Below are 24,908 nucleotides of genomic sequence, written 5' to 3' on the forward strand. Positions count from 1 at the left end.
GAAAAATAAATTTAACATAGTTAACTCATGACTAAATACTTTTATGTACTCTTGGTTCTGGCCATTGTATCATGTACAAATAAATCCAAAACTGAATTACCTGAACCTACCGGGAAATATAGTGGTCTCTTCAAAAAAGGAAATTTTGAAGATTCAATTGCAATTGATATAGAGCGGGATTCTACAAACTGGAAAGTATTTTTTTCGAGCCTTCAACAAAACGCAAATCGCATCCCTTTTAGGGAGGTTGAGGTAAATGGAGATTCAATAAATTTTAAACTCCAGAGTGATTTTTACACGTATTCGTTTAAAAATAAATTTGAAAACAATAATACTGAATTACGAGGAACACTGGCCGTGGATACAGTTGAAATTCAATACGCACTTTTTAAAACTATGGCCAATGAAAAAGTATTGTCAACTGAGGACATTAATTATGATTCTAATGGTCTGAAGTTGAATGGCACTATCTATTATCCTGCACCCCGGAAAGACAATAATATGGGTCTAATTATAGTCACTTCTTCAGGCAATTCAGACAGAAGTGCTTCGCGAGCAGAGGCTCAACTTTTTGCCAAACGAGGTTTCACCACTTTTATTTATGACAAACGGGGAACAGGAATCTCTGAAGGTAACTGGCCAAAGGCCAGTATAGAAGAACTTGCTTCAGATGATATTAATGCTATTACGCGGTTTTCAGAAAAATCAACTATCCCGCTTAATCGTATAGGTATAAAAGGCAGTAGCCAGGGAGCTACCAAGATCCCATATATTTTAAATAAATTAAAAGAACTCAAGTATGGAATAGCTGTAAGCTGCCCCGGCACTACCTTATTGGAGAGTGATCTTAACTACTGGAAAAACAGAAATACTAAAAACCTGGGTATAAATATTGAGCAGGCAACAAATTTTGAGCGTAAAGTTTTTGAAACGATTGCAGGAAATATTTCCAAAGAAACTCTTGAGAAAGAGATCAATTTAATCAAATCACAAGATTGGTATAATATGGTATGGATTCCAAAGCTTCATGAGATTGAAATAGATAAAAAACTAAACTTTACCCCTATTCCATATTTTGAAAAAACTAAACAGCCTGTATTGATTGTTCAGGGGAGTTTAGATGAAATAATTCCTGAAGATAGTTATGAAGTAATTACCGAAGCTCTTAAGAAAGCCCAAAACAAAAATTATGAAATTGTATTACTGCAGGGTGCTTCCCACTCTATGTACGATATCGGGCAAAGTGATTTTCCGTATTGGTCTAAATTACATCCCGAATATGTAGCAACTTTGGAGAATTGGATCAATACTATTTCGGTAACCAATTAAGCCTTCAACATGGTTCTTTTACATTGTCTAAAAAGTTATATGAATATTGAATTCTAAATTTCGTAAGACCAAAATCCCCCTTATATTTAGTGACTGAAAACTTTAAAAAATCACTTTCTGTAAACTAATATAAATATTAACTAATCAATAAAAGTAATCATATGTCAATGCGCCTTAAAAATTACCCAATGCTGGTCATTTTACTAGTAATAGGGTTTTATCAAATTAATGCTCAAAATACGAGCGATACCAGGTTAATGAAAAGTCCTGCAATAAGTGAAAATAATATTGCTTTTATTTACGCAGAGGATCTCTGGATAGCCAATAAAAATGGTTCTAACGCCAGGCGCCTTACCATTGATGAAGGGGTAGAATCTAACCCAGTATTTTCACCGGACGGTTCCATGATTGCATTTAGTGCGGAATATGACGGTAACATAGACGTTTTTGTTGTTTCTTCAAAAGGGGGGCTTCCCAAAAGACTAACATGGCATCCGGGTTGGGATCAGGTTAGAGATTTTACTCCCGATGGTAAAAGTGTCCTTTTCATTTCTCGCAGATCTACGTATACAAATCGGCATGCCCAGCTTTATACCGTATCAATAGAAGGTGGTCAGCCTTCGGAACTACCCATTCCTAGTGCATTTAGCTCGTCTTATTCAGAAGATGGAAAATATATTGCTTACACGCCTTTATATGAAGTATTTAACCAATGGAAAAATTACAGGGGAGGCACACAATCACGTATTTGGATTTACGATACTGAAACCCACGATGTTGTTGAGATAGACAAACCAGCGTCTGGTGGAAATGATACCAATCCTCAATGGATAGGAAACAAGGTGTTTTTCAGAAGTGACCGAAATGGAGAATTTAATTTATTTGCCTATGAATTAGATTCTAAAGTTGTTACCCAACTTACCAATTATGAGGATTTTCCCGTGATAAGTCTGAATACGAATAACAATGATTTAATTTATGAGCAAGCGGGATATCTGCATTCATTTGATTCCAATTCCCTTAGTAGTTCTAAAATTACTATCCCCATCGCCACGGATCTTTTGGAACTCAGACCGCGCTATGTTTCCGGGGATAACTACATACGAAGTGCAGGTATTTCACCTTCGGGTGCAAGAGCAGTATTTGATTATAGAGGAGAAGTCATTACGGTACCTGCCGAAAAAGGTGATGTAGAGAATATTAGTCAAACCCCCGGAGTTCATGAAAAATACCCGCAATGGTCGCCAGATGGAAAACAAATAGCCTATTTTTCTGATGCCTCTGGTGAATATAGCCTTCATCTAAAAACTTTGGAAACCGGAGTAATAAAAAAACTCCCCATTCCAGGAGCTGGTTTTTATGCTTACCTGCATTGGTCACCGGATAGTAAGAAATTATGTTTCGTAGATAATGGGCGAAATTTATTTGTAGCAGATGCGTCGAGTGGCAAGATTACTAAAATTGGAACAGACATGCTTTATATTCCAGGTTCTTTCAGAGAGCTATTTGGATCCTGGTCTCATGATTCAAAATGGGTCTCCTACACTATTATAACGGAAACAAATTTTGAAAGGGCCTATGTATATTCCGTAGCTCAGAATAAATCTTTTGAACTTTCCGATGGGCTTTCCAACGTTCGGGAACCCATCTTTGATCCGAGTGGCAAATATATCTATATGCTTGCCTCCACAGATGCCGGTCCTGTTGTGAATTGGTTTGATCAGTCTAATCAGGATATGGAGATGACCAATTCTATCTACTTGGTAACTCTGCAGAAAGAACTTATGTCACCTTTGGCTAAAGAAAATGACGAAGAAAATAACGAAGATGATGAAAAATCTGAAAAAGATGATGCAGACAAAGATGAAAAGAAGGAAAAAGCAACACTACCTCCTTTGAAGATAGATTGGAAAGGAATTACCAATAGAATAATTGACCTCCCCATATCTCCGGGTATGTACTCTGGTTTAAGTTGCTCTGAAGAAGGAAAATTATTCTATTTATCACGTAAGCCACATAGCAGTTTCAGTGATCCTCAGTCTCTGAGAATGTACGATTTAAAGGAGCGGGAAGATAAAGAAGTTATGTTAGCCAATTGGTATACTATTGCTGCTTCCGGTAAAAAAATGTTATTCCAAAAAGAGCAAACATGGGGAATAACAGAGGTAGGTAAAAAACCGGAAAATGGAACATTAAACACTGGCAGCATTAAAGTTAAAATAGATCCCCGACAGGAATGGTCTAATATCTTCAACGAAACCTGGCGTGTAAACAGGGACTATTTCTATGACCCTGGAATGCACGGTTTGGATTGGAATGCCATGAAAGAAAAATATGCACGTTTCCTGCCTGATGTTACATGCAGAAGTGATCTCTACAGAATTATGCAGTGGATGTGCAGTGAGTTATCCGTGGGACATCATAGATTTGGCAGTCGTGGTGACCGCATGAATAACCCCGATAAGGTAGGCGGAGGACTACTTGGGGCAGATTATGAAGTGGTTGACAACAGGTATAGATTTGCAAAAATATACGGAGGTCTGAACTGGACACCAGAACTACGCTCGCCTTTAACAGAACCGGGTGTTAATGTTGCGGAAGGAGAATATTTAATAGCTGTAAATGGTAAAGAAGTCAAAGCAGATCAAAATCTTTATAGTTTCTTTGAGAATACGGAAAATAAAATTGTTGAGCTAACGGTTTCAGCTTCTGCTGATGGATCTGGTTCTCGAAAAGTGAAGGTAGTACCTGTGGAAAGTGAACGCTCACTTAGAAACAGGGATTGGGTTGAAGGAAATATTAAAAAAGTAGACAAGGCTACGAATGGCCAGGTAGCCTATGTATATGTACCCAATACGGCCGGGGCCGGACATCAATATTTTAAACGCTATTTCTTCCCTCAAGTGAATAAAAAGGCCATTATAGTTGATGAGCGACATAATGGTGGTGGGCAATTGGCAGATTATTATATAGATATCTTGAAAAAACCCTATCAGGCCTCATGGAATTTCAGGTATGGCAATGACCTTAACGCTCCCAGTGGTTCAATACAGGGGCCTAAAGTGATGATTATTGATGAAACTGCCGGTTCCGGAGGGGATTATCTACCCTGGATGTTTAGAAAATTTAAACTGGGAACAATAATTGGAAAAACAACCTGGGGAGGTCTTGTAGGTGTACTAGGCTTTCCAGAATTTATTGATGGTGGTTCAGTTACCGCACCAAATGTTGCCTTTTGGAACGAAGATGGCTACCGGATAGAAAACGAAGGTGTTACGCCGGATATTGAGATTGAACAATGGCCAAAAGCGGTTATTTCAGGGGGGGACCCCCAATTAGAAAAGGCCATTGAAACAGTAATGGAGCAACTCAAAAGTAATCCTCCGGTAATGCCCAAACGACCGGAATACCCTGTTCGGGTTCGCCAAACTAACTGATAGACCTATTAATGTGCGATGTACTCTTGTTGGCATGGCACATTTATTTTAATTCAAATACAATGTTTTGTATTTAGCCCTATATTTAATGAATAAGTAGAACAGATCTTTTGTTAACCATACATACTTTTTGGCTATTTAAATGATTTCAACACTGGGAAAAATTTTTACGGATCTTTTCATAAGATACATGCCCAGTGCTTATGTGTTTGCATTACTCCTCACATTGTTCACAGGTCTTATGGCCCTTATTTGGACCGATGCCTCGCTTATGAACGTGCTAAGTGGCTGGTATGATGGTTTTTGGTCTTTATTAGCCTTTGGAATGCAGATTATCCTTGTTATTGTAACAGCCTACAGCATAGCACAATCCGATCCTGTTGAAAAAGGAATAAATTGGATAGCGCGTTTTATAAAAACTCCGGGTCAGGTTTATTTATTTGTATTGATTTCCAGTGCGTTGTTTTCCTTAATCAGTTTCGGAATGATCGTCATTGTAGCCATTTTGGCCAGAGAATTGGCGATAAGAGTGAAAGGGTTAAACTATCCTTTCCTTATTGCCTGTGTTTATTTTGGCATGGGCAGCTGGGTTGCCGGGGCTTCCAGTTCTATAGCCCTTTTATTAAATACCGAAGATAACTTTTTGATAGAAGCAGGAATTCTTTCAGAATTAATACCAACTGCCTATACCCTGGGATCCAATCTCAACCTGGTTATGATTCTGTTATTTATTGTCGTATGTCCATTCCTATTTCTCATTTTAATCCCAAAAAACAGCAAACAAAAAGAATTATCTGATCTTTTGATCCTGGATAATCTGCAAAAGGAATCTTCTGTAAAGGAAGAAGCGGATTCCTATAAATTGCCTTTTAAAGCTGTCTCCGACATATTGAATAATAGCGCATTTTTGCAGATCACCATTTCCATTTTTGGCTTTATTTATATTGGAAATTATTTCTACTTAAATGGATTTGATCTGAATTTTAACATTATCATATTTATGTTTTTGATCCTTGGACTATTTCTGCACAGGACACCTCTTCGCTATAGTATTTCCATGAAACGATCTAGTAGTAATATTTCCGGAATACTCTTTCAATATCCATTTTATGCCGGCATCATGGGAATTATGTTTTCAACAGGTCTGGGCGACAAAATTGGAGAAATCCAGTCATCATTTGCGACAATGACCAATTATCCTTTTTTAGCCTATGTTTCAGGTGGATTGGTAAATTTTGCCATCCCCTCTGCCGGTGGGGAGTTTGCGGTAATTGGTCCGAGTATTATTAGTGTGGTTAAAGACCTGGGAGCAGGCTTGAGTGAATTAGAAGTTACCGCTATGATTGCAAGAGCGTCAATGGCCATTGCCTATGGCGAAAGCCTGAGTAATGCCCTCCAGCCTTTTTACCTGCTTATTATTTTTCCGGTTATGGCAGCCGGAACCAAATTGCAGGCAAGAGATATTATGGGTTTCTTTGTTATTCCATTTGTTTTGTTTTTTATCATTCAATCGGTATTGCTTGTATATATGCCACTATAACCATACAATTGAATATATCCTTTAACAGGCCAATACCCAGTTCCCTTTTGAATAGAAACACAGCAGCTTTATTAAACATTATTTCTTAAATTTAATTATGTGCTATGATATAAAGGCAAGTTTGGAGGCTCAGTTAAAGAGGGCAAGACACTATGGCAACGAAAAAGCCATTGAAGAAATCATAGAAAAACTCGTGCCCTTGTCTGATCTGCCACTCTATCATGTATCAGGTTTTAAACACCCAAAATTATTTATCTATCCGGATAGGTCCCCCTATAAACCTACCCTTGCAATTTGGGGCCTTGTACCATTTTGGGTAAAAGATAAAGCGCAACTAAAAAATCTCTGGAACAAAACGCTTAATGCCAGAGGAGAAACCATTTTTGAAAAACCATCCTTTCGTGATTCCGCCAAAAATAAAAGATGTATTATTTATGTAGATGGCTTTTATGAGCATCACCATTTTAGGGGGAAAACTTATCCTTTTTATCTAAGCAGAAAGGATGGGGAACCACTGGCGCTAGCAGGACTTTGGAGCGAATGGGCAGATCCTGAAACAGGAGAACCGATAAACACCTTTTCTATTGTCACAACGGAAGGCAATACTATGATGAGCAGGATCCATAATAATCCGAAGGCAGCAGGACCCCGAATGCCCTTAATACTCCCTGATGAACTGGCAGATAAATGGCTTGAGCATATGGAGGACGAATTGGATAAAAAAAATATTCAGGAACTTATTCAATCCTATCCGGAAGACGAACTTAAAGCCCATACAGTAAGGCGGCTCAGAGGAAAAGAATATCCTGGTAATATCCCTGAGATAACCGAAGAGGTAGCCTATGCCGAGTTGGAATTTTAAAGTACTTCGATTAATAAAATAAATAATTGATGATTGCTAATGATATGATAGTATTCCAGGATAAATTACAAAAAAAAAACAGGGGACTAAGCTGTATTTCACTTCTCCTTCTGGCCCTTCTCTTCTCCTGTAATAATGCAACAAAGGAATCATCTGAACTTACCATCGCCGCCGCCGCTAATATGCAATATGCACTGGGACCTATTACAGAAAAATTTACCGAGAAGACAGGTATTACCTGTCAGTTAATTATCGGTTCCTCGGGTAAACATACTGCACAAATTTTGCAAGGAGCTCCATTTGACATTTTTGTATCGGCTGATATGAAATATCCTTCAGACCTCTATAATAAAGGTTTTACTACCGCTCCACCAGAAATCTACGCCTACGGAAAATTAGTATTATGGACAATGATTAACGGGCTGGCGTTATCAACAGGGAACCTGAATGATTCGTCCATTAATCATATTGCACTGGCAAATCCCAAAACAGCACCTTACGGACAAGCAGCAATAGAAGTATTGGAAAAATATGGACTCCTGGACAGTCTTAAAAATAAATTGGTTTTTGGGGAAAGTATTGGCCAAACCAACCAATTTGTTTATTCCAAATCAGCCGAAATTGGATTTACAGCGCAATCCGTGGTTCTGGCGCCGGAAATGAAGGGCAAGGGTAAATGGGTTTTGGTGAATGACTCTGATTATAAACCAATTTCACAAGGCGCAGTTGTCATAAAACAATCTGATGGAAATTCACAGCAGGCCAATAAATTTTATAATTTTCTTTTCTCCAATGAGGCAAAGATTATATTAAAAGATTTCGGATATTCGGTAGATGAATAGTTTAAAAGGTCATATTAAGGAAGTTCAGGTTAACGGCAGTTTGTCACTGGTAACCGTAGCGCTTTCTGATGAAACATTGTTTAAGGCTATCATCATCGAAACTCCCGAAACGGCATCCTATCTAAGTGCAGGTCATTTAGTTAAGGTTTTATTTAAGGAAACCGAAGTGGTTATTGGAAAGGATATAACCCATTTAATTAGCCTTCAAAACCAGATTAAAGGTAAAATTAGTCGCATTGAACGCGGTTTGTTATTAAGTAACATAGTTATCAATACTTCTGCAGGTGATATAAGTTCCATTATCACCACCAATGCGGCAGATAAACTTAGTTTAAAAGAAGAACTAACAGTATGCGCCATGGTTAAAACTAACGAAATAATGTTGTCTGAATAATGAATTGGGACCCACTCTTAATTACTTTTAAACTGGCTGTTGTTACCACCGCAATTCTTCTGGTTATTTCGGTACCCCTGGCATACTGGATGGTTAATACGAAATCCAGGTCAAAACCCTTTATAGAAACACTTATCAGCATGCCTCTGGTATTACCCCCTACGGTACTGGGATTTTATTTCCTTGTAGCATTCAGCCCGGGTAATGCATTTGGCAATTGGATAAATGAATGGCTTGGTCTTAAACTGGTATTTTCGTTTGAAGGACTTGTTGTTGCCTCCATAATATATAGTCTGCCCTTTATGGTGCACCCTATTCAATCCGGCCTGAGTATTCTGCCGCATTCTCTGACGGAAGCTTCTCAGGTAATGGGAAAATCCAAATGGACCACTTTGTTCAAAGTACTTCTCCCTAATTGTAAAGCTTCCCTATTGACGGGAATTGTACTCGCTTTTGCCCATACTGTGGGTGAATTTGGGGTGGTACTGATGATAGGAGGCAGTATTCCGGGAAAAACCAAAGTCGCATCCATTGCCATATATGACGAAGTAGAAGCTATGAATTATGGTGCAGCTAATTTCTATGCTGCGGTACTGTTTGTCATAACTTTTTGTATCCTGCTAATGGTCTATTTAATAAACGGGGGTTATCTAAAGCGCTTTTGGAAATGATTAAAATTGACATTCATAAAAAATTAAAAGCGTACGACAGTGAAATGAACCTGCGCATTAAATGCAAAATTAAGAAAGGGGAATTAGTAACATTATACGGTGAATCTGGTGCAGGAAAAACCTCAACTTTGAGAATTCTTGCCGGCCTCCTCAAACCAGATAAGGGAGAAATAACAATAAATGAAGTAAGTTGGGTTGATACTGCAAACAAAATCTTTATTGCTCCTCAGAAGAGGAATATAGGGTATGTTTTTCAGGATTATGCCTTGTTCCCGAATATGAGCGTGCTCGAAAATCTGGAATTTGCCTCAAATAAAGGACAGAATAAAAAGGTAATAGCAGAACTTATAGAAATGATGGAACTCGGGGATCTTCAAAACAGAAAACCACAGACCCTATCCGGCGGCCAGCAACAGCGGGTAGCGCTTGCAAGAGCCCTGGTTTGCAAACCCAATATTCTCTTATTAGATGAACCCCTCGCTGCCCTGGATTATAAAATCAGGTTGAAACTTCAGGATTATATTACAAGAATCCATAATGAATACGCCTTAACGACTATATTGATAAGCCACGATATAGGTGAAATCATGAAACTGTCTGGCCGGGTTTTAGTTCTTGATCAGGGCAAAATTGTGAGGCAAGGTATTCCAGGTGAGATCTTTTCTAACGAAAAAATCAGTGGTAAATTTAAATTTATCGGGGAAATTTTAAAGATAGAACCTCAGGACGTAGTCTTAATTGTTTCCGTTTTAATACAAAACAATGTGGTTAAAGTAATTGCCGATAAATCTGAAATACAATCATTGAATGTTGGAGACAAAGTGATGGTAGCCTCAAAGGCTTTTAATCCGATTCTATATAAAATTGAATAATTTCATCTATAAGAATAAACCTTACTATGAATTCAACAGGTAAACCGGCATTGCTTCTCATTGATATGCAGAAAGGGCTGGATGAAGTTGACTATTATGGCGGCCACAGAAATAATATATATGCAGAAGCCAACGCAAAAAGGATCCTGAACTTCTGGAGAAATCACAAGTTTCCAATCTTTCATATTAAACACAATTCTACTAATCCAAATTCCCCACTCGTTCAGGGTAAACCGGGGAATGAATTTAAAGATATTGTAAAGCCCCTGGCAAATGAATCAATTATTGAAAAACAAGTGAACAGTGCTTTTATAGGCACAGACTTAAAACAACAATTGGATGGCCTGTCAGTTAAAAAATTAGTAATAATCGGACTTACCACAGATCATTGTATATCGAGCACCACCAGAATGGCAGGGAATTTGGGATATGATACCTTTTTGGTTTCAGATGCCACGGCTACCTTTGATAAAGTAGGTCCCTATGGAACCAAATTCAAAGCTGAAATGATCCATGAAATTGAATTGGCTAGTTTGCACAACGAATTCGCTTTAGTCATTGGCACAGATGAATTATTGAGACAAATCGCAGAAGAATACGAGATTTAGAGTTTTTCCTAAGTAAGGTTTTAGGTTTGTAAGATTCAGTCTGGCTAATGAACTTGCCTGATAACCAATGCAAAAGGCATTTTAAACTCTGTAAATAGCAATACGAAAACTTCAAAATTCACGTTAGTCTAACATATGAAAATAAGAACTATATTATTTACAATATTCCTGGGAACGGGACTACTGTTTGCCCAGGATTGGCAAACTGATCTTACCAAAGCCAAAGAAATATCAAAAGCCGGGAATAAACCTATAATTCTGGTATTTCAGGGATCTGATTGGTGCGCCCCTTGCATAAAACTTGACAGGAAAATATGGAGCAGTGAAGAATTCCAAAATTATGCTGCTGACCACTTTGTTATGTTACTGGCAGATTTTCCTCGCAAAAAACAAAATAGGCTCCCGCCAGAACAAAAAAATAAAAACGCGCAACTTGCGGAAACCTATAATAGCAATGGATACTTTCCTTTGGTGGTTGTTCTGGATGAGGATGGCAAAGTATTGGGCCAAACGGGATATAAAAATATATCGGTAAAAGAATATATCAATTTATTAGAATCTTTTTCCGGATAAATAATGAAACAAATAGCCGCCATTTTAATTCTTCTGCTAAGCACTGTTACTATATGGGCCCAGCAATCTTTCCATCGAAGCTTAAAACTAATGGGGAGTGGTTTTCAGGTAACTGTTGTCGTTAAAGACTCAGCAGAAGCAAACAGAGTCATTAACCTTGCTGTTGATGAAATTACCAGAATTGAAAAACTCATATCTTCCTGGAATCCCAATTCCGAAACATCTGAAATCAACTCAAATGCAGGCATAAAACCGGTTAAAGTCAGTCAGGAATTATTTAGCTTAATAGAAAGGGCAAAAAAAATTTCCGGTTTAACCGACGGTGCCTTTGATATTAGCTATGCGTCAATGGACAAAATCTGGAGATTTGATGGAAGTATGAAGAGAATGCCCTCAAAAGAAGAAATTAAGTCATCTGTTGCTAAAGTAGGATTTCAGAATATCATTCTTGATGCAGAGCACTCTTCGGTTTTTCTTAAAGAAAAGGGAATGAAAATAGGGTTTGGAGCCATAGGCAAGGGATATGCAGCGGATCAGGCAAAAGCCCTGTTACAGAAAAACAACGTACAGGCAGGTATTATAAATGCCTCAGGAGACATGAATACATGGGGCAGACAACCTAATGGTGAAGAATGGACGGTAGCCATTACGAATCCATTAAATAAAACCAAAGCAGCCGCCATTTTGCCAATTACGAATGGTGCGGTTGTAACTTCTGGTAACTATGAAAAATTTGTGCAATTCAACGGTACGCGATATTCCCATATAATAGACCCGCGAACAGGTTACCCTGCTACCGGCATTTTGAGTGTAACTGTTTTTGCTCCCAAAGCAGAATTAGCTGATGCCCTTGCTACTTCTGTATTTGTTATGGGCATTGAAATAGGATTAAACAGAATTAATCAATTGCCTAAAATTGAGTGTATAATTATAGACGAAAAAGGAAAGGTAATTACTTCCGATAATATTGAAATAGACAGGATATGATAAGGAAAATAACATTGTTGGCATGTATGACAGTAGCTTTAAGTAATTGTGTCGCGGTTAAGGGATATGAAAAAGTGAATATTAATGATCCTGATATGGAGTTATCGGAAAAATTGTGCGACAGGAACATTACTGTCTTTCATTCCTATCGGGAAGCTGCAGCCGGTGCAAACGGAGGAAAAACTGGTGGGGGTTGCGGATGCAATTAATTTGAAGTTTACACGCTATGACACCCCATTCTTTTATAAAACTATGACAACGACTAAGTACCTGTTTTTTATTTGCCTCTTCATGGTCTGTGGTATTTGCCATGCTCAGAATTCCGTGCAAAATAATGATGCTTATAAAAAAAGGGTTTTGGAAACTGCTGAAATTGATTTGCTATCCAGTTATTATTCACAGGATGGTAATAATGCTGCGGTAACGGGCGGACGGGGTACTGAAGAATTAACGGATATTACCGGAACTCTGGTAATATCAATTCCCATAAACGATGATGACGTGCTGACTGTCGATACTGGCATATCGGCATATACATCTGCATCATCCAGTAATATTAACCCGTTTGACAAAGGTTTTGCAGATCCATTTATCGCTGCATCCGGTGCTTCCAGAGATGATACCTGGTATAATCTTACCGGAATTTACAGCCATAGTTCAGATGATAGAAATTCTATATGGAGCGCAAAACTTTCATATTCCACGGAGTATGACTATAGCTCCCTCGGCTTTGGAGGGAGTTATACCAGGTTATTTAATGAAAAAAATACCGAACTGGGATTAAGCGCAAATATATTCCTGGATAAATGGAAGATTATTTATCCTTATGAACTTCGTCCTTTTGCCCCCGGGGGAAGAGGTTTGAATGATTTTTTATTTATAGAAAATACTATAACAGGAAATCCTGATTACAACCCGTCTTTTAATGTCTTAACGGATGAAAATCGCAACTCCTATTCTCTGGGTATTGGTTTATCACAAATTCTTTCCAAAAATATACAGGGGGGGCTTTTGGCCGATTTTGTGCTTCAGCAAGGCCTGCTTTCCACCCCATTTCAAAGGGTTTACTTTAGTGATGTAGCAGATTCCTTTATTGACGATTTTCATCTGGCTGATGATATTGAGCGCTTGCCCGATTCCAGATTTAAAGTTGCCCTAGGAGGCCGACTCAATTTTTTTCTAAATGAATATCTGGTAGTCCGTACTTATTATAGATACTATTTTGACGATTGGGGCATAAATTCCAATACAATAAGTGTTGAATTACCTGTAAAGATTGCAGACAAATTCACTTTGTACCCTTCCTATCGATTCTACAACCAAAAGGCAGCAGATTATTTTGCGCCCTATAACGAACATCTTTCCACTTCCTTATTCTACACTTCAGACTATGACCTGTCTGATTACAATGCAAATCAGTTTGGTTTCGGAATCAATTATACAAACATTATTCTAAGACAGAATAAATTGAAATTAGGTTTGAAGAGCGTTGATTTAAAATATAGCTATTACGAAAGGACTAACGGTTTAAGTGCCGGAATTGTTACCGCCGGTTTTAAGTTTGTTGTTGATTAAAGCGATTGTAGGACAAAACAAGCATACTTCATCTGGACAATAAAATATACTCCAAAAAAAAAACGAGCTTAACGCTCGTTTTCAGATTTGTATTTAAATACGCTTTATTTTGCTACATTAACTGAGCGGGTTTCACGAATAACGGTAACTTTTACCTGCCCCGGATAGGTCATATCTGTCTGAATTTTCTGCGAAATTTCAAAAGAAAGCCGTGCCGCTTTTTCATCACTCACTTTCTCACTTTCCACAATAACCCTCAATTCCCTTCCAGCCTGAATGGCATAGGCCTTTTGGACACCTCCAAAAGCAAAAGCGATATCTTCAAGATCTTTTAACCTTTGAATATAGGAATCCAGCACCTGTCTTCTTGCTCCCGGACGGGCTCCACTTATAGCATCGCATACCTGCACAATAGGCGATATTAATGTTTTCATTTCTATTTCATCATGGTGGGCCCCAATCGCATTGCAAACGTCTGGTTTTTCACCAAATTTTTCTGCCCATTGCATTCCTAAGATGGCATGCGGTGTTTCCACCTCCGCCTCGGTATTTGGAACTTTTCCTATGTCGTGTAGTAATCCTGCCCGCTTAGCTATTTTCGGATTCAAGCCTAATTCTGCGGACATTACACCACAAAGTTTTGCGACCTCCCTGGAGTGCTGCAACAAGTTCTGGCCATAGGAAGACCTATATTTCATCCTTCCAACTGCTTTAATCAATTCCGGGTGTAAACCATGAATCCCCAAATCTATAACAGCACGTTTTCCAACCTCAACAATTTCCTGTTCAATTTGCTTTTCGGTTTTGCGCACAATCTCCTCTATCCTGGCCGGGTGAATCCTGCCATCTGTAACCAATTTATGTAATGATAACCTGGCTACTTCTCTTCTTACAGAATCAAAACAGGAAAGTATTATGGCTTCGGGGGTATCATCAACAATAATTTCTACTCCGGTAGCCGCTTCCAGTGCCCTGATATTCCGTCCTTCCCTGCCAATAATACGACCCTTAACGTCATCAGATTCAAGGTTGAAAACAGATACGCAGTTTTCTACAGCCTCTTCTGTGCCAATGCGTTGAATGGTGTTAATTACTATTTTCTTTGCTTCCTGCTGAGCGGTAAGTTTAGCATCCTCCATTGTGGTCTGCAAATAAGCCATAGCATCTGTTTTGGCTGTTTCCTTTAAAGACTCGAGGAGCTGGCTTTTTGCATCTTCTGCAGATAAGCCCGAAATAACTTCCAACTGTTGAACCTGACTTTTATGCAGTCTTTCGAGTTCGGACTGTTTTTTATCGTGAAGTTCAGATTTGTGTTCTAAATCCTTTAATTTCATTTCCAGCTGTTCATTCAGCTTACGATTCTTGGAAAGTTCCCCGCTAACCTGCGATTCTTTATCCCGTGTTCGTTTTTCAGCTTCAGCAATCTTTTTGTCTTTATTGATGATTACTTTCTCATGTTCCGCTTTTAATTCCAAAAACTTCTCCTTTGCCTGGAAAATCTTGTCTTTTTTAATATTCTCGCCCTCAAGATTGGCGGTTTTCAGGATAGAGTTTGCTTCTTTTTTTGCATTTGCAATGGTCTTTGATGCTTTACCCTTCTCCAGTGCTTTCGCAACCAGCAATCCTATAACCAAACCAACCAGAGCTGCTATTGTTATTGTTGTATAATCCATAACCTATTTTAATAATTAATACTTACCTGCCCGTTTTATAGTATGAATGCAGCGCTTAAATATGAAACTAGCATCTGCGAAGTACTATCACTTTAAAACAATTATTGTCGCTACCGGAAAGGGTAAAAACAAATTGAGATCAGGCCTCAAATTGATTGATAAAACCAATTTTAAACAAAAAAACCCACATTGGTGAAGTTCTGTACAAACTCCAATAAACAGGTTTAGGGCTAACAGGTTGATCAAGGATCCTTTACTAGAAGGCCTGCTTTTACAACCTAAACTCACCCTTTTCAAACAAATTAGTGTTGAGTTCGTCAAAAATTAAATACCAATGTGGGCAGTAACTTTGTATTATGTAAAAGAACTTATTTTATACTAAGCTTAGAGTTTACCAATTGATCCAACGCTTTTAAACGTTCCGTAACTTCCTTGGTATTCTCCGAATTATCTATACCGCGCTGTTCAATCTTGGAGGCAAACTGCAAGGCACACATGGCCAATACATCTTGTTTGTCCCTAACGGCATAATTTTGCTCAAATTTCTTGGCAAGCTGTTCTATGTTTTTTGCAGCCTTTCTTAGTCCTTCTTCCTGACTTGGGTCAATGGTCAAAGGATATACCCTATCAGCGATAGAGAGCTTTATTTTCAGCTTCTCTCCCATATTTCTTTATAACATTATTCAGCAAGTTGAGCCATACAATAATCCAACTCTCTAATCAATGTATTTATTTTGAGCTTTGCTTCAGTTTTATTATTATCACTGCCCAGTATGGAATTTGCAAGCTTGAGAGAATTATATCTTTCTTCCCATTCCAAAATGGTATTCCTCAATGTATCATCCTCATTTCTTAGTGCAACAATCTCCTGCTCTAACTTAATCTTAGACTGATTCAGCAATTCTATTTTATGCAGTAGCTTGCTAATTTTATTCTCTAAGGAATCAACGATTTCAACCAATTCGCTCATATGCAAATTACAATACGTTTTACACAAAGTTAACACACCTTAAACGACTTCGCAATAGTTTTTGCAATTATTCCTATAGCAAACCTTTAAATAATCTGATTTAGCCTTTTCAAAAAACCCAAAACAAATAATAAAGAAAATTAAAGTTGTTAACAGACCTTTTTTCCAGGTTTGACTCGTATTAATTAAATTCGCATGAACTTAGCACATATGAGAATACCAATTTTAAGCCTCTTTCTTCTTTCCGTTCTCTCCGTTCCGGGGCAGGAAAAGTATCCCCTTAATACTTTCAGGTCTCCTTTGGATATACCCTTGGTTCTTGCGGGCACTTTTGGCGAGTTGCGATCAAATCATTTTCACTCCGGGATTGACATAAAAACGCAACAACGACAGGGATTACCAGTATATGCCATAGCCGAAGGAACGGTAACGCGAATAAAGATAGGACTATGGGGTTACGGGAAAGCCATATATATTGCCCATCCTAATGGTTATACTTCAGTTTATGGACATCTCCAAAAATTTGCTCCGGAAATTGAATCCTTTATTAAAAAGATTCAATATGAGAAAAAATCATATGAAGTTGAAGTATTTCCGGATTATGGTGATATCAATATTTCAAAAGATCAGGTTGTAGCATATAGTGGCAATACGGGAGGATCTTCGGGACCACATCTGCATTTTGAAATAAGAAGCAGTATATCCGAAAAACCCACCAATCCACTTCTCTATGGTTTAGAGGTAAGGGATGCCACCAATCCAACACTATTGGATTTATATGCCTATCCTTTGTCTGAGGATGCACAGGTAAATAGAAGCAGTAAGAAAATTCAAATTAAATTCAACAAACAAAAAGATGGTACTTATCTGGCTGAAAAAGTATATGCCGCGGGGACAATCGGTTTTGGTATAAATACTTATGACCGGCAGGATCTTGCGGCCAATAAGAATGGTATATATTCCATCCAACAATCCGTTAATGGGAAAATTTACTCCTATTTTAATTTTGAGTCATTCTCTTTTGGTGAAACCCGGTATATCAATACTCTTATAGATTATGATCATTTTGGAAAATATAAGGAGCGCATACAGCGCTGTTTTCTAACTCCGGGAAATCGTCTGGGAATATATAAACAAATATATAATGATGGACAAATTCCGGTCAGGGAAGGACTCACTTACAATGTAGAAATTCTTATAAAGGATCTGCATAATAATACAGTTAAATTAATTGTTCCTGTAGAAGGCAAAAGACAACAGCCAATGGTTATTGAGGATGAGGAAAAAACAGAGCATTTTATTATCGCCAAACAACCTAATAATTATGACCTTGGTGCCGCTAAAGTTTATTTTCCTGCAAATACGTTTTATAATGATTTTTATATTGATCTGAAAAAAGGGAAGGACACAGTAGTTATTCACAACAACAGGGTTCCGGCACATAAAAATTTTACCGTAACTTTTGATGTAGCTAATTATGCTCCGGAGGAACGCAAGAAATTGTTTATAGCCCGCCTCGACAATAAAAATAAAGCCAATTACATGACGACTTTTAAAAGAGGAACAACTTTTACGACAAGAACAAGGAGTCTTGGGGCCTATACACTCGCGCTGGATACAATTCCACCAAATATACGTCCCAAGAATTTTAAGGCAAGGCAGTGGTTAAATAACTATCGTTACCTCAGCCTTATAATATCCGATGATTTAAGTGGCATAGACTCGTATTCCGCAACATTAAACGGGGAATGGATCTTAATGGAATACGAGCCCAAAACAAAAACACTTACCTATAATTTTGATGATAATATTCTGAATCAAACGCAATGTGAACTCAAAGTGATCGTTACAGATAACGTAGGTAATTCAAATACCTTTACCAGTAGTTTTTACAGAAAATAGACTTTTGAAGTGTTTTAAACTCTTATTCCTTCTTTCCCTTTTTGGTTCGCTTGCCGTGTTGAGAGGACAAAAGGCCTCAATTACAGGGGTAGTCCTGGGAGCAAATGATGAGCCCTTATCTAATGTAAATATTACCACCGAAACGAATGGCACTTATACGGACGGCACCGGGTTTTATTTGCTCGAAGTAACAGCCGACAAGGAAATAACGATAATTTTTACTCATTTAGGGCATAAAAATGTAGTTCTGGAGAACTTAATCCTTACTACAAATGAAACATTTGAATTTAACCCGGTAATGAAAACCGATGTAATTCAGGTAGATGGTGTTGAAGTCACGGCAACGGGAGAAAAAAGCGCTGAAGGTATCACTACAATCTCTCCGCAGATGGTTCGGAAAATTCCAGGTGCCAATGCAGGTGTTGAAAATGTGCTTAAGCTGCTGCCGGGGGTTTCTTCAAACAATGAATTAAGTACACAATATTTTGTTAGAGGGGGTAATTATGATGAAAACCTGGTTTATATTAATGGTATTGAAGTCTATCGGCCATTCCTTGTCCGTTCAGGTCAGCAGGAAGGATTAAGCTTTGTAAACAGCCATATGGTCCAAAATCTGGAATTCTCGGCTGGTGGTTTCCAGGCTCAATATGGTGACAGGCTCTCATCGGTCCTGGATATTACCTATAAAAATCCAACAGAATTCGGATTAAATATAGAAGCCAGCTTTTTAGGTGCGGGCCTCACGCTTGAAACAATCTCAAAAAATAAAAAATTTAGCAGTCTATCGGGGGTACGTTACAGAGACAATAGCCTTCTTGTAAATAGTCAGCAGACCAATACGAATTTCACCCCCGCTTTTGCCGATTTACAAACGTATCTTACCTATCATTTCTCCAGAAAATTTAACCTTAGCTTTTTAGGGAACCTTTCGGTTAACGATTATAAAAATGAACCTCTTTCCAGACAGACCAATTTTGGAACAATAAGTGACCCTAAGGCTCTTGTAGTATATTATCAGGGAGCAGAAGATAATAATTATAAAACAAGTCTTGGGGCGCTTAAGGCAGATTATTACCTTAATGACAATGTTGCGCTAAGCTTTATTACCTCGATTTACCATACCACCGAAGAAGAGTATTCAGATGTCATTGCACAATATGAATTAGGTGAGATTGATACAGATCTCAGCAGTGACAATCCGGGTGCGGTAACTTCAACAAGAGGTTTGGGGACTCAATTTAACAGGGCCAGAAATGATCTTGATGCGCTAATAGTAAATATAGGGCACAGAGGCAAGCTGAGTAAAGATGAGGCATCTTTAGAATGGGGAGTTAAGTATACCCATGAGGACTTTCGGGATCAAATTCGTGAATCGGAATTTCTGGACTCCTTGGGTTATTCTGTAAGGCCCCCTGATAATGAGTTTGTAAACAATCAACCTCAGGAACCTTTTAACGCCCCGATAATACCCTACACTTCCATTTCTGCTCTGAATTTTGTAAAAACAAATCGTTTATCGGCTTTTTTTCAATATAGCAAAAGAACACTTTGGAATACAAATAACATTTACTACAACTTAGGTTTCAGGACGCAATACTGGACCCTTAGCGGGGAAGGTTTTCCCAGTAATTCTCAGATCATTTTCAGCCCAAGGGGACAGTTTGCAATTAAACCCTCATGGAAAGCAGACATGCTATTTAGAATTGCTGCCGGAGTATATCAGCAACCACCATTTTATCGGGAACTAAGAGACCAAACAGGTACTATTCAACCCGATGTAAAAGCACAGAAATCTATTCACCTTGTACTTGGCAATGAATATAGCTTTGAACTTTGGAACAGGCCCTTTAAGTTGTCCAGCGAAGTTTACTATAAGAATTTAACCAATGTAAACCCATACACGCTCGAAGACGTAAGGATTCGTTACGCGGCAGCAAATAATGCAACGGCTTATGCGTACGGATTTGATATGAGGTTAAATGGTGCATTTGTTCCGGGAACAGAATCCTGGGTTAGCCTGGGGTTCCTCAAGACTGAGGAAAATATTGACAACAGGGGGTATATTTCCAGGCCAACAGATCAAAGGTTTCAATTAGGCATATTATGGCAGGATTACATCCCTACTATACCCAGTTTAAGGATGTACCTAAACCTGGTTTACAACACGGGAGTGCCCGGCGGTTCTCCAAGTTATGCTGATCCTTATAATTTTCAGAATAGATTAAGAGATTATAAGCGTGCAGATCTGGGTATTTCCTATATTTTTGTAGGATTAAATAAACAATACCCAAAAAATCATTGGTTACATGGTTTTGAAGAATTAAATGCTGGTTTTGAAATATACAACCTGTTTAACAATCAAAATTCTATTACCAATACTTGGGTAAGAGATATTGACACAAAAATGGAGTTTGCGGTTCCCAATTATATGACATCGCGAGTGTTCAACCTGAAATTAAGTATGCGTTTTTAGAAAATTTAGAATGAAAAAATTCCTTATTGTAACCCTTCTTTCCTTTAGTTCATTAATCAATGCTCAAAAGAATGTATATGAGAGCGATAAATTTGATATCCTAAGTGAGGACCATCAAATGCTGGCTATTATTCCGTTTTTTACGCATCTGGAATTAGAAGAAAAAATTACTGAAGAGGAATCAAAAAAGTTAGAAGAAAAAGAGGGCTATGCCGTACAGGACGCCTTAGAAACCTATTTTGGGCTTGGAAAGAAAAAGAAGAAATTCACCGTTGATTTTCAAAATATTAAAAATACCAATGCCATACTAGCCCAAAAGAACATCACCTATAATAATATAGATACCTATACCATTAAAGAACTTAGTGAACTTCTGGAAGTAGATGCCATTATTAGTGGGAATTTGGATATTAATATCTTGCTTTCAAAAGGGATACCCGCAGAGTTTAGCTTTATGGATTATATACTTGGTGATGCCAATTATGGAAGAATCGGCATTAAGATAAGTGATGGAAAAACAGGGAAGCTATTGTGGAAATACGAGAATGAAATCAATAAAAAGTCGGGAAGAAATACCGCCGACCTCATTGATAAAATGATGAAAAAGCTAGTACGGAAGTTTCCTTATGACAAGGAAAGACTTAAAATGAAAAAAAATCCTAAGTCTGACTAAAATCTTTCAAAACCTCAATTACATAATCCACCTCTTCTTTGGTATTAAATTTCGAAAAAGAAAATCGGACAGAAGGCTTTTGCAGATCATCCTCAGACAAAATTTCCGCAAGTACGTGAGAGCCACTATTGGCACCGGATTGACAGGCACTTCCTTCAGAACAGGCAATCCCTTTAATATCCATATGAAATAAGAGCATTTGTGATTTCTCTTTGCTAAAAGGAAGACATACATTTACTATAGTATATGTACTCCTATCCATATTTCCGGAATAGCCGTTAAATTTAACTTCAGGGATAGCTTCTTTGATTTTTTTAATAAAGTATTCTTTAATTCCGGATATATATTTTTTCTCCTCCTCCAGATGTTCATAGGCTGCTACGAACGCCTCCCGTAAACCAACAATATTATGAAATGGTTCTGTGCCGGCCCGATAACCCCGTTCTTGTGAACCACCAATTATCAGAGGTTCCAAATTGGTGTTTTTCCTTATAAATGCAAACCCAACCCCCTTTGGCCCATGAAATTTATGTGCAGCAGCTACCATGAAATCAATTGGTATGGTTTGTACATCCCATGAGAAATGACCAATAGACTGCACTGTATCTGAATGGATAAGTGCTTCCCCGGCCTTGCATAATTTTGCTATCGCCTGAATATCCAAAATATTCCCTATCTCATTGTTTACGTGCATTAAACTCACTAATTTTTTTGAATTATCAGCTGTCAAAAGCTTTTCCAAATGAAGAAGGTCAATATTGCCATAACTATCGAGATCCACAAATTTAATCTGTATACCAAACTCCTTAACCAGGGCGTCTGCCGTATGCAAAACCGCATGGTGCTCTATTTTTGAAGTGATAATAGTCCCCACTCCGAGGTCCCTGACTGCACTTCTTAAAATCATATTGTCTGCTTCCGTACCGCCCGATGTAAATATTATTTCAGAGGGGTGCGCGTTTAAATATTTGGCAATTGTTTTACGCGCTTGTTCAATTTCTGTTTTGGCACTTCTTCCAAATCCATGGGCAGAAGATGGATTACCAAAGCAGTTGGCCAAAGCTTCCTGCATTTTTTCAATTACTTCTTCCCTAACCGGAGTAGTAGCGGCGTTATCAAAATAGATCTTTCGCATCTAAAAGCTTTGCATTATGAATCATGTCCAAAAATAATCGAAATAAACTTAAACTCTTCATAAATTGAGCACAATACACTAGGATAATAGCCTTAAATTCATTTACATTTGAGCTATGAATCGAGTATTATTAGTTTTTATTTTGTGTATATTCAACTCATGTGATGACGGTGATCTAGTAATTGAAACGATAGATTTTAACGATATCAGTATCTCATTCTGCGAATCCACCACTACGGTAAACAGCACATTATTCTTTAAAACCAATACAACAGAAGCCTTGGTTCTTGAATTGCAAAGCGGCATTCTGAAGAATGAAGTTTCTCCTGAAACTATTGTCAGCACTATCCCCGGGCAATCTCAATTAATATACCGGACTTTCTCTGAAAATGTAGCAAGTAATTATTTTTGTGACGCTGTTCCTCCGGTCATACCTACCGTAAGTGATGAGTTCGAAGCGGAAAGAGGAGAAGTTTTAATTACCACTGTGCAAAGTGAAAATGATTCTACAATTTTTGAGCACAAAATTGAATTAAGCGGTATCTCTTTTGTAAATTCTTCTGGTCAGAGGATAACAGATTTGCGAATTAATGATTTCGGCACAATTACTACTGAAGAGTAGGTAATTATGGATTCTGATAAATATATACTTCAGTAGCACCTAATCCATATTTTTGATAGTCAGCATCATAGTATTTTACATTTTCGTACCGTTTGAATAAATAATCCAATTCTTCCTTAAGAACACCGGCACCAATACCATGAATGAACACTACCTTCTGTATTCTTTTTCGGATGGCAAATTCAAGCTGTCGTTTTGCAGTTTCGAGTTGTATATTAAGCATATCATAATTGCTCATCCCCTTTGAAGAAGGCACAAGCTGATGTATGTGGAGATCCACTTCCATTTTGGCGACATTTCGTTCTTTTGCCGAAACTTTCGCGGTCTTCCTTTTGGGTGCCTGTTCCTTGTTTGCCTTTACCTGAGCAGCTTCAAAATTGCTGACTTTTATAGGTTTCATAACGTCTGCATGCATTAATTCAGATGCCATAAATTCCAAATCGAAACCTTCATTAGTTCGGATCGTTACTAAATCTACAGTAGAGGTTATAACTATCCCGCCAATATTGTCGTCAATAACCTCAACCCGCTCTCCTTCTTTAAATTCTCTCATTATTACTGGTCATTAATTACTCCTCTGTTCCTGTCGAGGTTTTCGAAGATTTATAAATTCCAAACATCAGCAAAATTATTCCTATACACATGGCATACTCCTTCCTGATCAATTGTTCTCCCGAAGCCATAATAATTGCACCTGCCAGAATAAACAATAAATAAATGATTCGATTTGTTTTCATTCCTCAAAAATAATAGTATTTTTCAGTTGATTAATCGACCAAAATGAAAATCGCTTCATCTATAGGACTTTTAATAAATGAAGATTATTTGCTGCCATGCCTTAATAAGCAGCTTTTAGGCGTAGAGTGCACCGGATGCGGCATTCAAAGAGCCGCTGTTTTTCTTTTTCATGGCGAATTTCTGGAGGCCTTTAAAATGTACCCCGCAATTTACCCTCTGATATTATTGACGGCTTTTTTGTTATTGGATAATTTTATGAAAATAAAATATGCAAATAAAATCAGTATATTCTTGATTATTACAAGTGTGGCGACAATATTGATCAACTATATTTTAAAATTTTTTTAATCAAACCATTGCTTCATGGAACAACAAAAACTACCTAATGTAACTATAGCTATCGTGCTGGCAATTCTTTCCTATCTGTGTTGCTGTTTTGGCGGACTACCAGCAGCTATTCTAGGAGGTATTGCCTATTTTCTGGTTTATAAGGATGAAAATAAGTATAAGGAAAATCCGGAACTATATTCCAATTACAGTCAGCTTAAAACAGCTAAAATTCTAGCGATTATTGCAATAGTCCTTGGGGTTATATGGCTTATCTGGGTTATATATTCAATTTCTGCCATGGGCGGCTGGGAAGCCTATATGGAACAGGTAAATGAAATGAGAGAACAATGGGAGCAATAATTCCCCTGAAAATAAATTAGAATGAATCAACAACCATTACCGGGTGCAAGTAATGCTTTAACAATGGGCATTATTTCTATCGTAGGAGCCATTACCTGCTGTGGCCCTTTTGCAATCATATTTAGCATTATAGGTTTAAGCAGTGCCAAAAAAGCAGAGGAACTCTATCAGAATAACCCGGAAAATTATTCGGGATATGAAAGTGTCAGGACGGGCCGGATTTTGTCTTATGTTGGAATGGCCCTGGCATTGATATATCTAATTTTCGGAATTCTTTATTTCGGGGTAATAGTCGCTTTTATTACCAGTGGAAATTTCTAGGGAAATATTTAAGCGAATTAG

General features: G+C 37.9%; 26 protein-coding genes and 1 other RNA gene. 20 read left to right on the forward strand and 7 right to left on the reverse strand.

The features are described 5' to 3' along the window. The first annotated feature begins 27 nt into the window (after nucleotides 1-27). The 13 genes from G504_RS0110785 (at nucleotide 28) to G504_RS0110845 (ending at nucleotide 13,690) form a co-directional block, all read left to right on the forward strand. Entirely contained in the window at nucleotides 28-1,329 is a 1,302-nt protein-coding gene (locus tag G504_RS0110785; RefSeq protein WP_019670191.1) for an alpha/beta hydrolase family protein, read from the forward strand. 188 nt (nucleotides 1,330-1,517) lie between these two features. Beyond that, nucleotides 1,518-4,766 (forward strand): S41 family peptidase, encoded by a 3,249-nt coding sequence (locus G504_RS0110790; protein ID WP_240473038.1) that lies wholly within the window; start codon nucleotides 1,518-1,520, stop codon nucleotides 4,764-4,766. Nucleotides 4,767-4,908: 142 nt separating this feature from the next. Further along, complete coding sequence (locus G504_RS0110795; RefSeq protein ID WP_019670193.1) at nucleotides 4,909-6,306, forward strand: short-chain fatty acid transporter; 1,398 nt, start codon at nucleotides 4,909-4,911, stop codon at nucleotides 6,304-6,306. Nucleotides 6,307-6,403: 97 nt separating this feature from the next. Further along, complete coding sequence (locus tag G504_RS0110800; RefSeq protein WP_019670194.1) at nucleotides 6,404-7,168, forward strand: SOS response-associated peptidase; 765 nt, start codon at nucleotides 6,404-6,406, stop codon at nucleotides 7,166-7,168. A gap of 29 nt (nucleotides 7,169-7,197) precedes the next feature. Further along, nucleotides 7,198-8,010, forward strand: a complete 813-nt coding sequence (gene modA, locus G504_RS0110805) for a molybdate ABC transporter substrate-binding protein (RefSeq protein ID WP_019670195.1) — start codon at nucleotides 7,198-7,200, stop codon at nucleotides 8,008-8,010. Next, nucleotides 8,003-8,404, forward strand: a complete 402-nt coding sequence (locus G504_RS19495) for a TOBE domain-containing protein (protein WP_019670196.1) — start codon at nucleotides 8,003-8,005, stop codon at nucleotides 8,402-8,404. Before modA ends, G504_RS19495 begins: the two co-directional genes overlap by 8 nt. Continuing rightward, nucleotides 8,404-9,075: a molybdate ABC transporter permease subunit gene (gene modB / locus G504_RS0110815; protein WP_019670197.1), complete on the forward strand. Its 672-nt coding sequence runs from the start codon at nucleotides 8,404-8,406 to the stop codon at nucleotides 9,073-9,075. Before G504_RS19495 ends, modB begins: the two co-directional genes overlap by 1 nt. Further along, complete coding sequence (locus G504_RS0110820; RefSeq protein ID WP_019670198.1) at nucleotides 9,072-9,947, forward strand: ABC transporter ATP-binding protein; 876 nt, start codon at nucleotides 9,072-9,074, stop codon at nucleotides 9,945-9,947. Before modB ends, G504_RS0110820 begins: the two co-directional genes overlap by 4 nt. A gap of 26 nt (nucleotides 9,948-9,973) precedes the next feature. Beyond that, complete coding sequence (locus G504_RS0110825; RefSeq protein ID WP_019670199.1) at nucleotides 9,974-10,555, forward strand: cysteine hydrolase family protein; 582 nt, start codon at nucleotides 9,974-9,976, stop codon at nucleotides 10,553-10,555. 135 nt (nucleotides 10,556-10,690) lie between these two features. Continuing rightward, the gene (locus G504_RS0110830; RefSeq protein WP_019670200.1) at nucleotides 10,691-11,128 is read left to right on the forward strand and encodes a thioredoxin family protein; all 438 of its coding nucleotides are present in this window, start codon (nucleotides 10,691-10,693) and stop codon (nucleotides 11,126-11,128) included. 3 nt (nucleotides 11,129-11,131) lie between these two features. Beyond that, entirely contained in the window at nucleotides 11,132-12,115 is a 984-nt protein-coding gene (locus G504_RS0110835) for an FAD:protein FMN transferase (protein ID WP_019670201.1), read from the forward strand. Next, the gene (locus G504_RS0110840) at nucleotides 12,112-12,324 is read left to right on the forward strand and encodes a DUF4266 domain-containing protein (protein WP_019670202.1); all 213 of its coding nucleotides are present in this window, start codon (nucleotides 12,112-12,114) and stop codon (nucleotides 12,322-12,324) included. The genes G504_RS0110835 and G504_RS0110840 overlap by 4 nt, the downstream gene beginning before the upstream one ends. Before the next feature lie 82 nt (nucleotides 12,325-12,406). Beyond that, nucleotides 12,407-13,690 carry a DUF3570 domain-containing protein gene (locus tag G504_RS0110845; protein WP_019670203.1) on the forward strand — a complete coding sequence of 428 codons (1,284 nt, stop codon included), beginning with the start codon at nucleotides 12,407-12,409 and terminating at the stop codon, nucleotides 13,688-13,690. A gap of 104 nt (nucleotides 13,691-13,794) precedes the next feature. Here the strand turns inward: G504_RS0110845 and rny are convergent, their stop codons facing one another. The 4 genes from rny to G504_RS0110865 form a co-directional block, all read right to left on the reverse strand. Then, entirely contained in the window at nucleotides 13,795-15,363 is a 1,569-nt protein-coding gene (gene rny, locus G504_RS0110850) for a ribonuclease Y (protein ID WP_019670204.1), read from the reverse strand. A gap of 206 nt (nucleotides 15,364-15,569) precedes the next feature. After that, nucleotides 15,570-15,677, reverse strand: a non-coding RNA gene (gene ssrS, locus G504_RS19500) — 6S RNA. Nucleotides 15,678-15,731: 54 nt separating this feature from the next. Further along, nucleotides 15,732-16,028, reverse strand: coding sequence for a cell division protein ZapA (locus G504_RS0110860; protein WP_019670206.1), 297 nt, complete (start codon nucleotides 16,026-16,028; stop codon nucleotides 15,732-15,734). A 14-nt stretch (nucleotides 16,029-16,042) separates the two neighbouring features. After that, nucleotides 16,043-16,333 (reverse strand): hypothetical protein, encoded by a 291-nt coding sequence (locus G504_RS0110865; RefSeq protein ID WP_019670207.1) that lies wholly within the window; start codon nucleotides 16,331-16,333, stop codon nucleotides 16,043-16,045. A 195-nt stretch (nucleotides 16,334-16,528) separates the two neighbouring features. Between G504_RS0110865 and G504_RS0110870 the strand changes: the two genes are divergently transcribed. Genes G504_RS0110870 through G504_RS0110880 form a run of 3 tightly spaced genes read left to right on the forward strand, consistent with a single transcriptional unit; the run spans nucleotide 16,529 to nucleotide 21,381 of the window. Then, a complete protein-coding gene (locus tag G504_RS0110870; RefSeq protein ID WP_019670208.1) occupies nucleotides 16,529-18,235 on the forward strand; it encodes a M23 family metallopeptidase in 1,707 nt (568 codons plus the stop codon). Nucleotides 18,236-18,239: 4 nt separating this feature from the next. Beyond that, nucleotides 18,240-20,708, forward strand: coding sequence for a TonB-dependent receptor (locus G504_RS0110875; protein ID WP_019670209.1), 2,469 nt, complete (start codon nucleotides 18,240-18,242; stop codon nucleotides 20,706-20,708). 10 nt (nucleotides 20,709-20,718) lie between these two features. Beyond that, nucleotides 20,719-21,381, forward strand: a complete 663-nt coding sequence (locus tag G504_RS0110880; RefSeq protein WP_019670210.1) for a DUF4136 domain-containing protein — start codon at nucleotides 20,719-20,721, stop codon at nucleotides 21,379-21,381. On the opposite strand, the gene G504_RS0110885 is transcribed toward G504_RS0110880, so the two are convergent. Beyond that, nucleotides 21,368-22,516 (reverse strand): cysteine desulfurase family protein, encoded by a 1,149-nt coding sequence (locus tag G504_RS0110885; protein ID WP_019670211.1) that lies wholly within the window; start codon nucleotides 22,514-22,516, stop codon nucleotides 21,368-21,370. The genes G504_RS0110880 and G504_RS0110885 overlap by 14 nt on opposite strands. 115 nt (nucleotides 22,517-22,631) lie before the next feature. Here G504_RS0110885 and G504_RS0110890 point away from each other — a divergent pair, with 115 nt between their 5' ends. Continuing rightward, nucleotides 22,632-23,138 (forward strand): hypothetical protein, encoded by a 507-nt coding sequence (locus tag G504_RS0110890; RefSeq protein ID WP_019670212.1) that lies wholly within the window; start codon nucleotides 22,632-22,634, stop codon nucleotides 23,136-23,138. A gap of 4 nt (nucleotides 23,139-23,142) precedes the next feature. Here G504_RS0110890 and G504_RS0110895 read toward each other — a convergent pair whose 3' ends face one another. Then, nucleotides 23,143-23,691, reverse strand: a complete 549-nt coding sequence (locus G504_RS0110895) for a Smr/MutS family protein (protein ID WP_019670213.1) — start codon at nucleotides 23,689-23,691, stop codon at nucleotides 23,143-23,145. 16 nt (nucleotides 23,692-23,707) lie between these two features. After that, nucleotides 23,708-23,875, reverse strand: a complete 168-nt coding sequence (locus G504_RS19670; RefSeq protein WP_019670214.1) for a hypothetical protein — start codon at nucleotides 23,873-23,875, stop codon at nucleotides 23,708-23,710. A 43-nt stretch (nucleotides 23,876-23,918) separates the two neighbouring features. Between G504_RS19670 and G504_RS0110905 the strand changes: the two genes are divergently transcribed. From G504_RS0110905 to G504_RS0110915, 3 genes are read left to right on the forward strand one after another with little or no spacing between them, the layout of a single operon-like run. Further along, nucleotides 23,919-24,224 carry a DUF2752 domain-containing protein gene (locus tag G504_RS0110905; protein ID WP_019670215.1) on the forward strand — a complete coding sequence of 102 codons (306 nt, stop codon included), beginning with the start codon at nucleotides 23,919-23,921 and terminating at the stop codon, nucleotides 24,222-24,224. Nucleotides 24,225-24,239: 15 nt separating this feature from the next. Continuing rightward, nucleotides 24,240-24,566, forward strand: a complete 327-nt coding sequence (locus tag G504_RS0110910; RefSeq protein WP_019670216.1) for a CCC motif membrane protein — start codon at nucleotides 24,240-24,242, stop codon at nucleotides 24,564-24,566. Between the two features lie 21 nt (nucleotides 24,567-24,587). Further along, nucleotides 24,588-24,887, forward strand: coding sequence for a CCC motif membrane protein (locus G504_RS0110915; protein WP_019670217.1), 300 nt, complete (start codon nucleotides 24,588-24,590; stop codon nucleotides 24,885-24,887). The last annotated feature ends 21 nt before the right edge of the window (nucleotides 24,888-24,908 follow it).

Source organism: Eudoraea adriatica DSM 19308, assembly GCF_000382125.1.
Lineage (GTDB): Bacteria > Bacteroidota > Bacteroidia > Flavobacteriales > Flavobacteriaceae > Eudoraea > Eudoraea adriatica.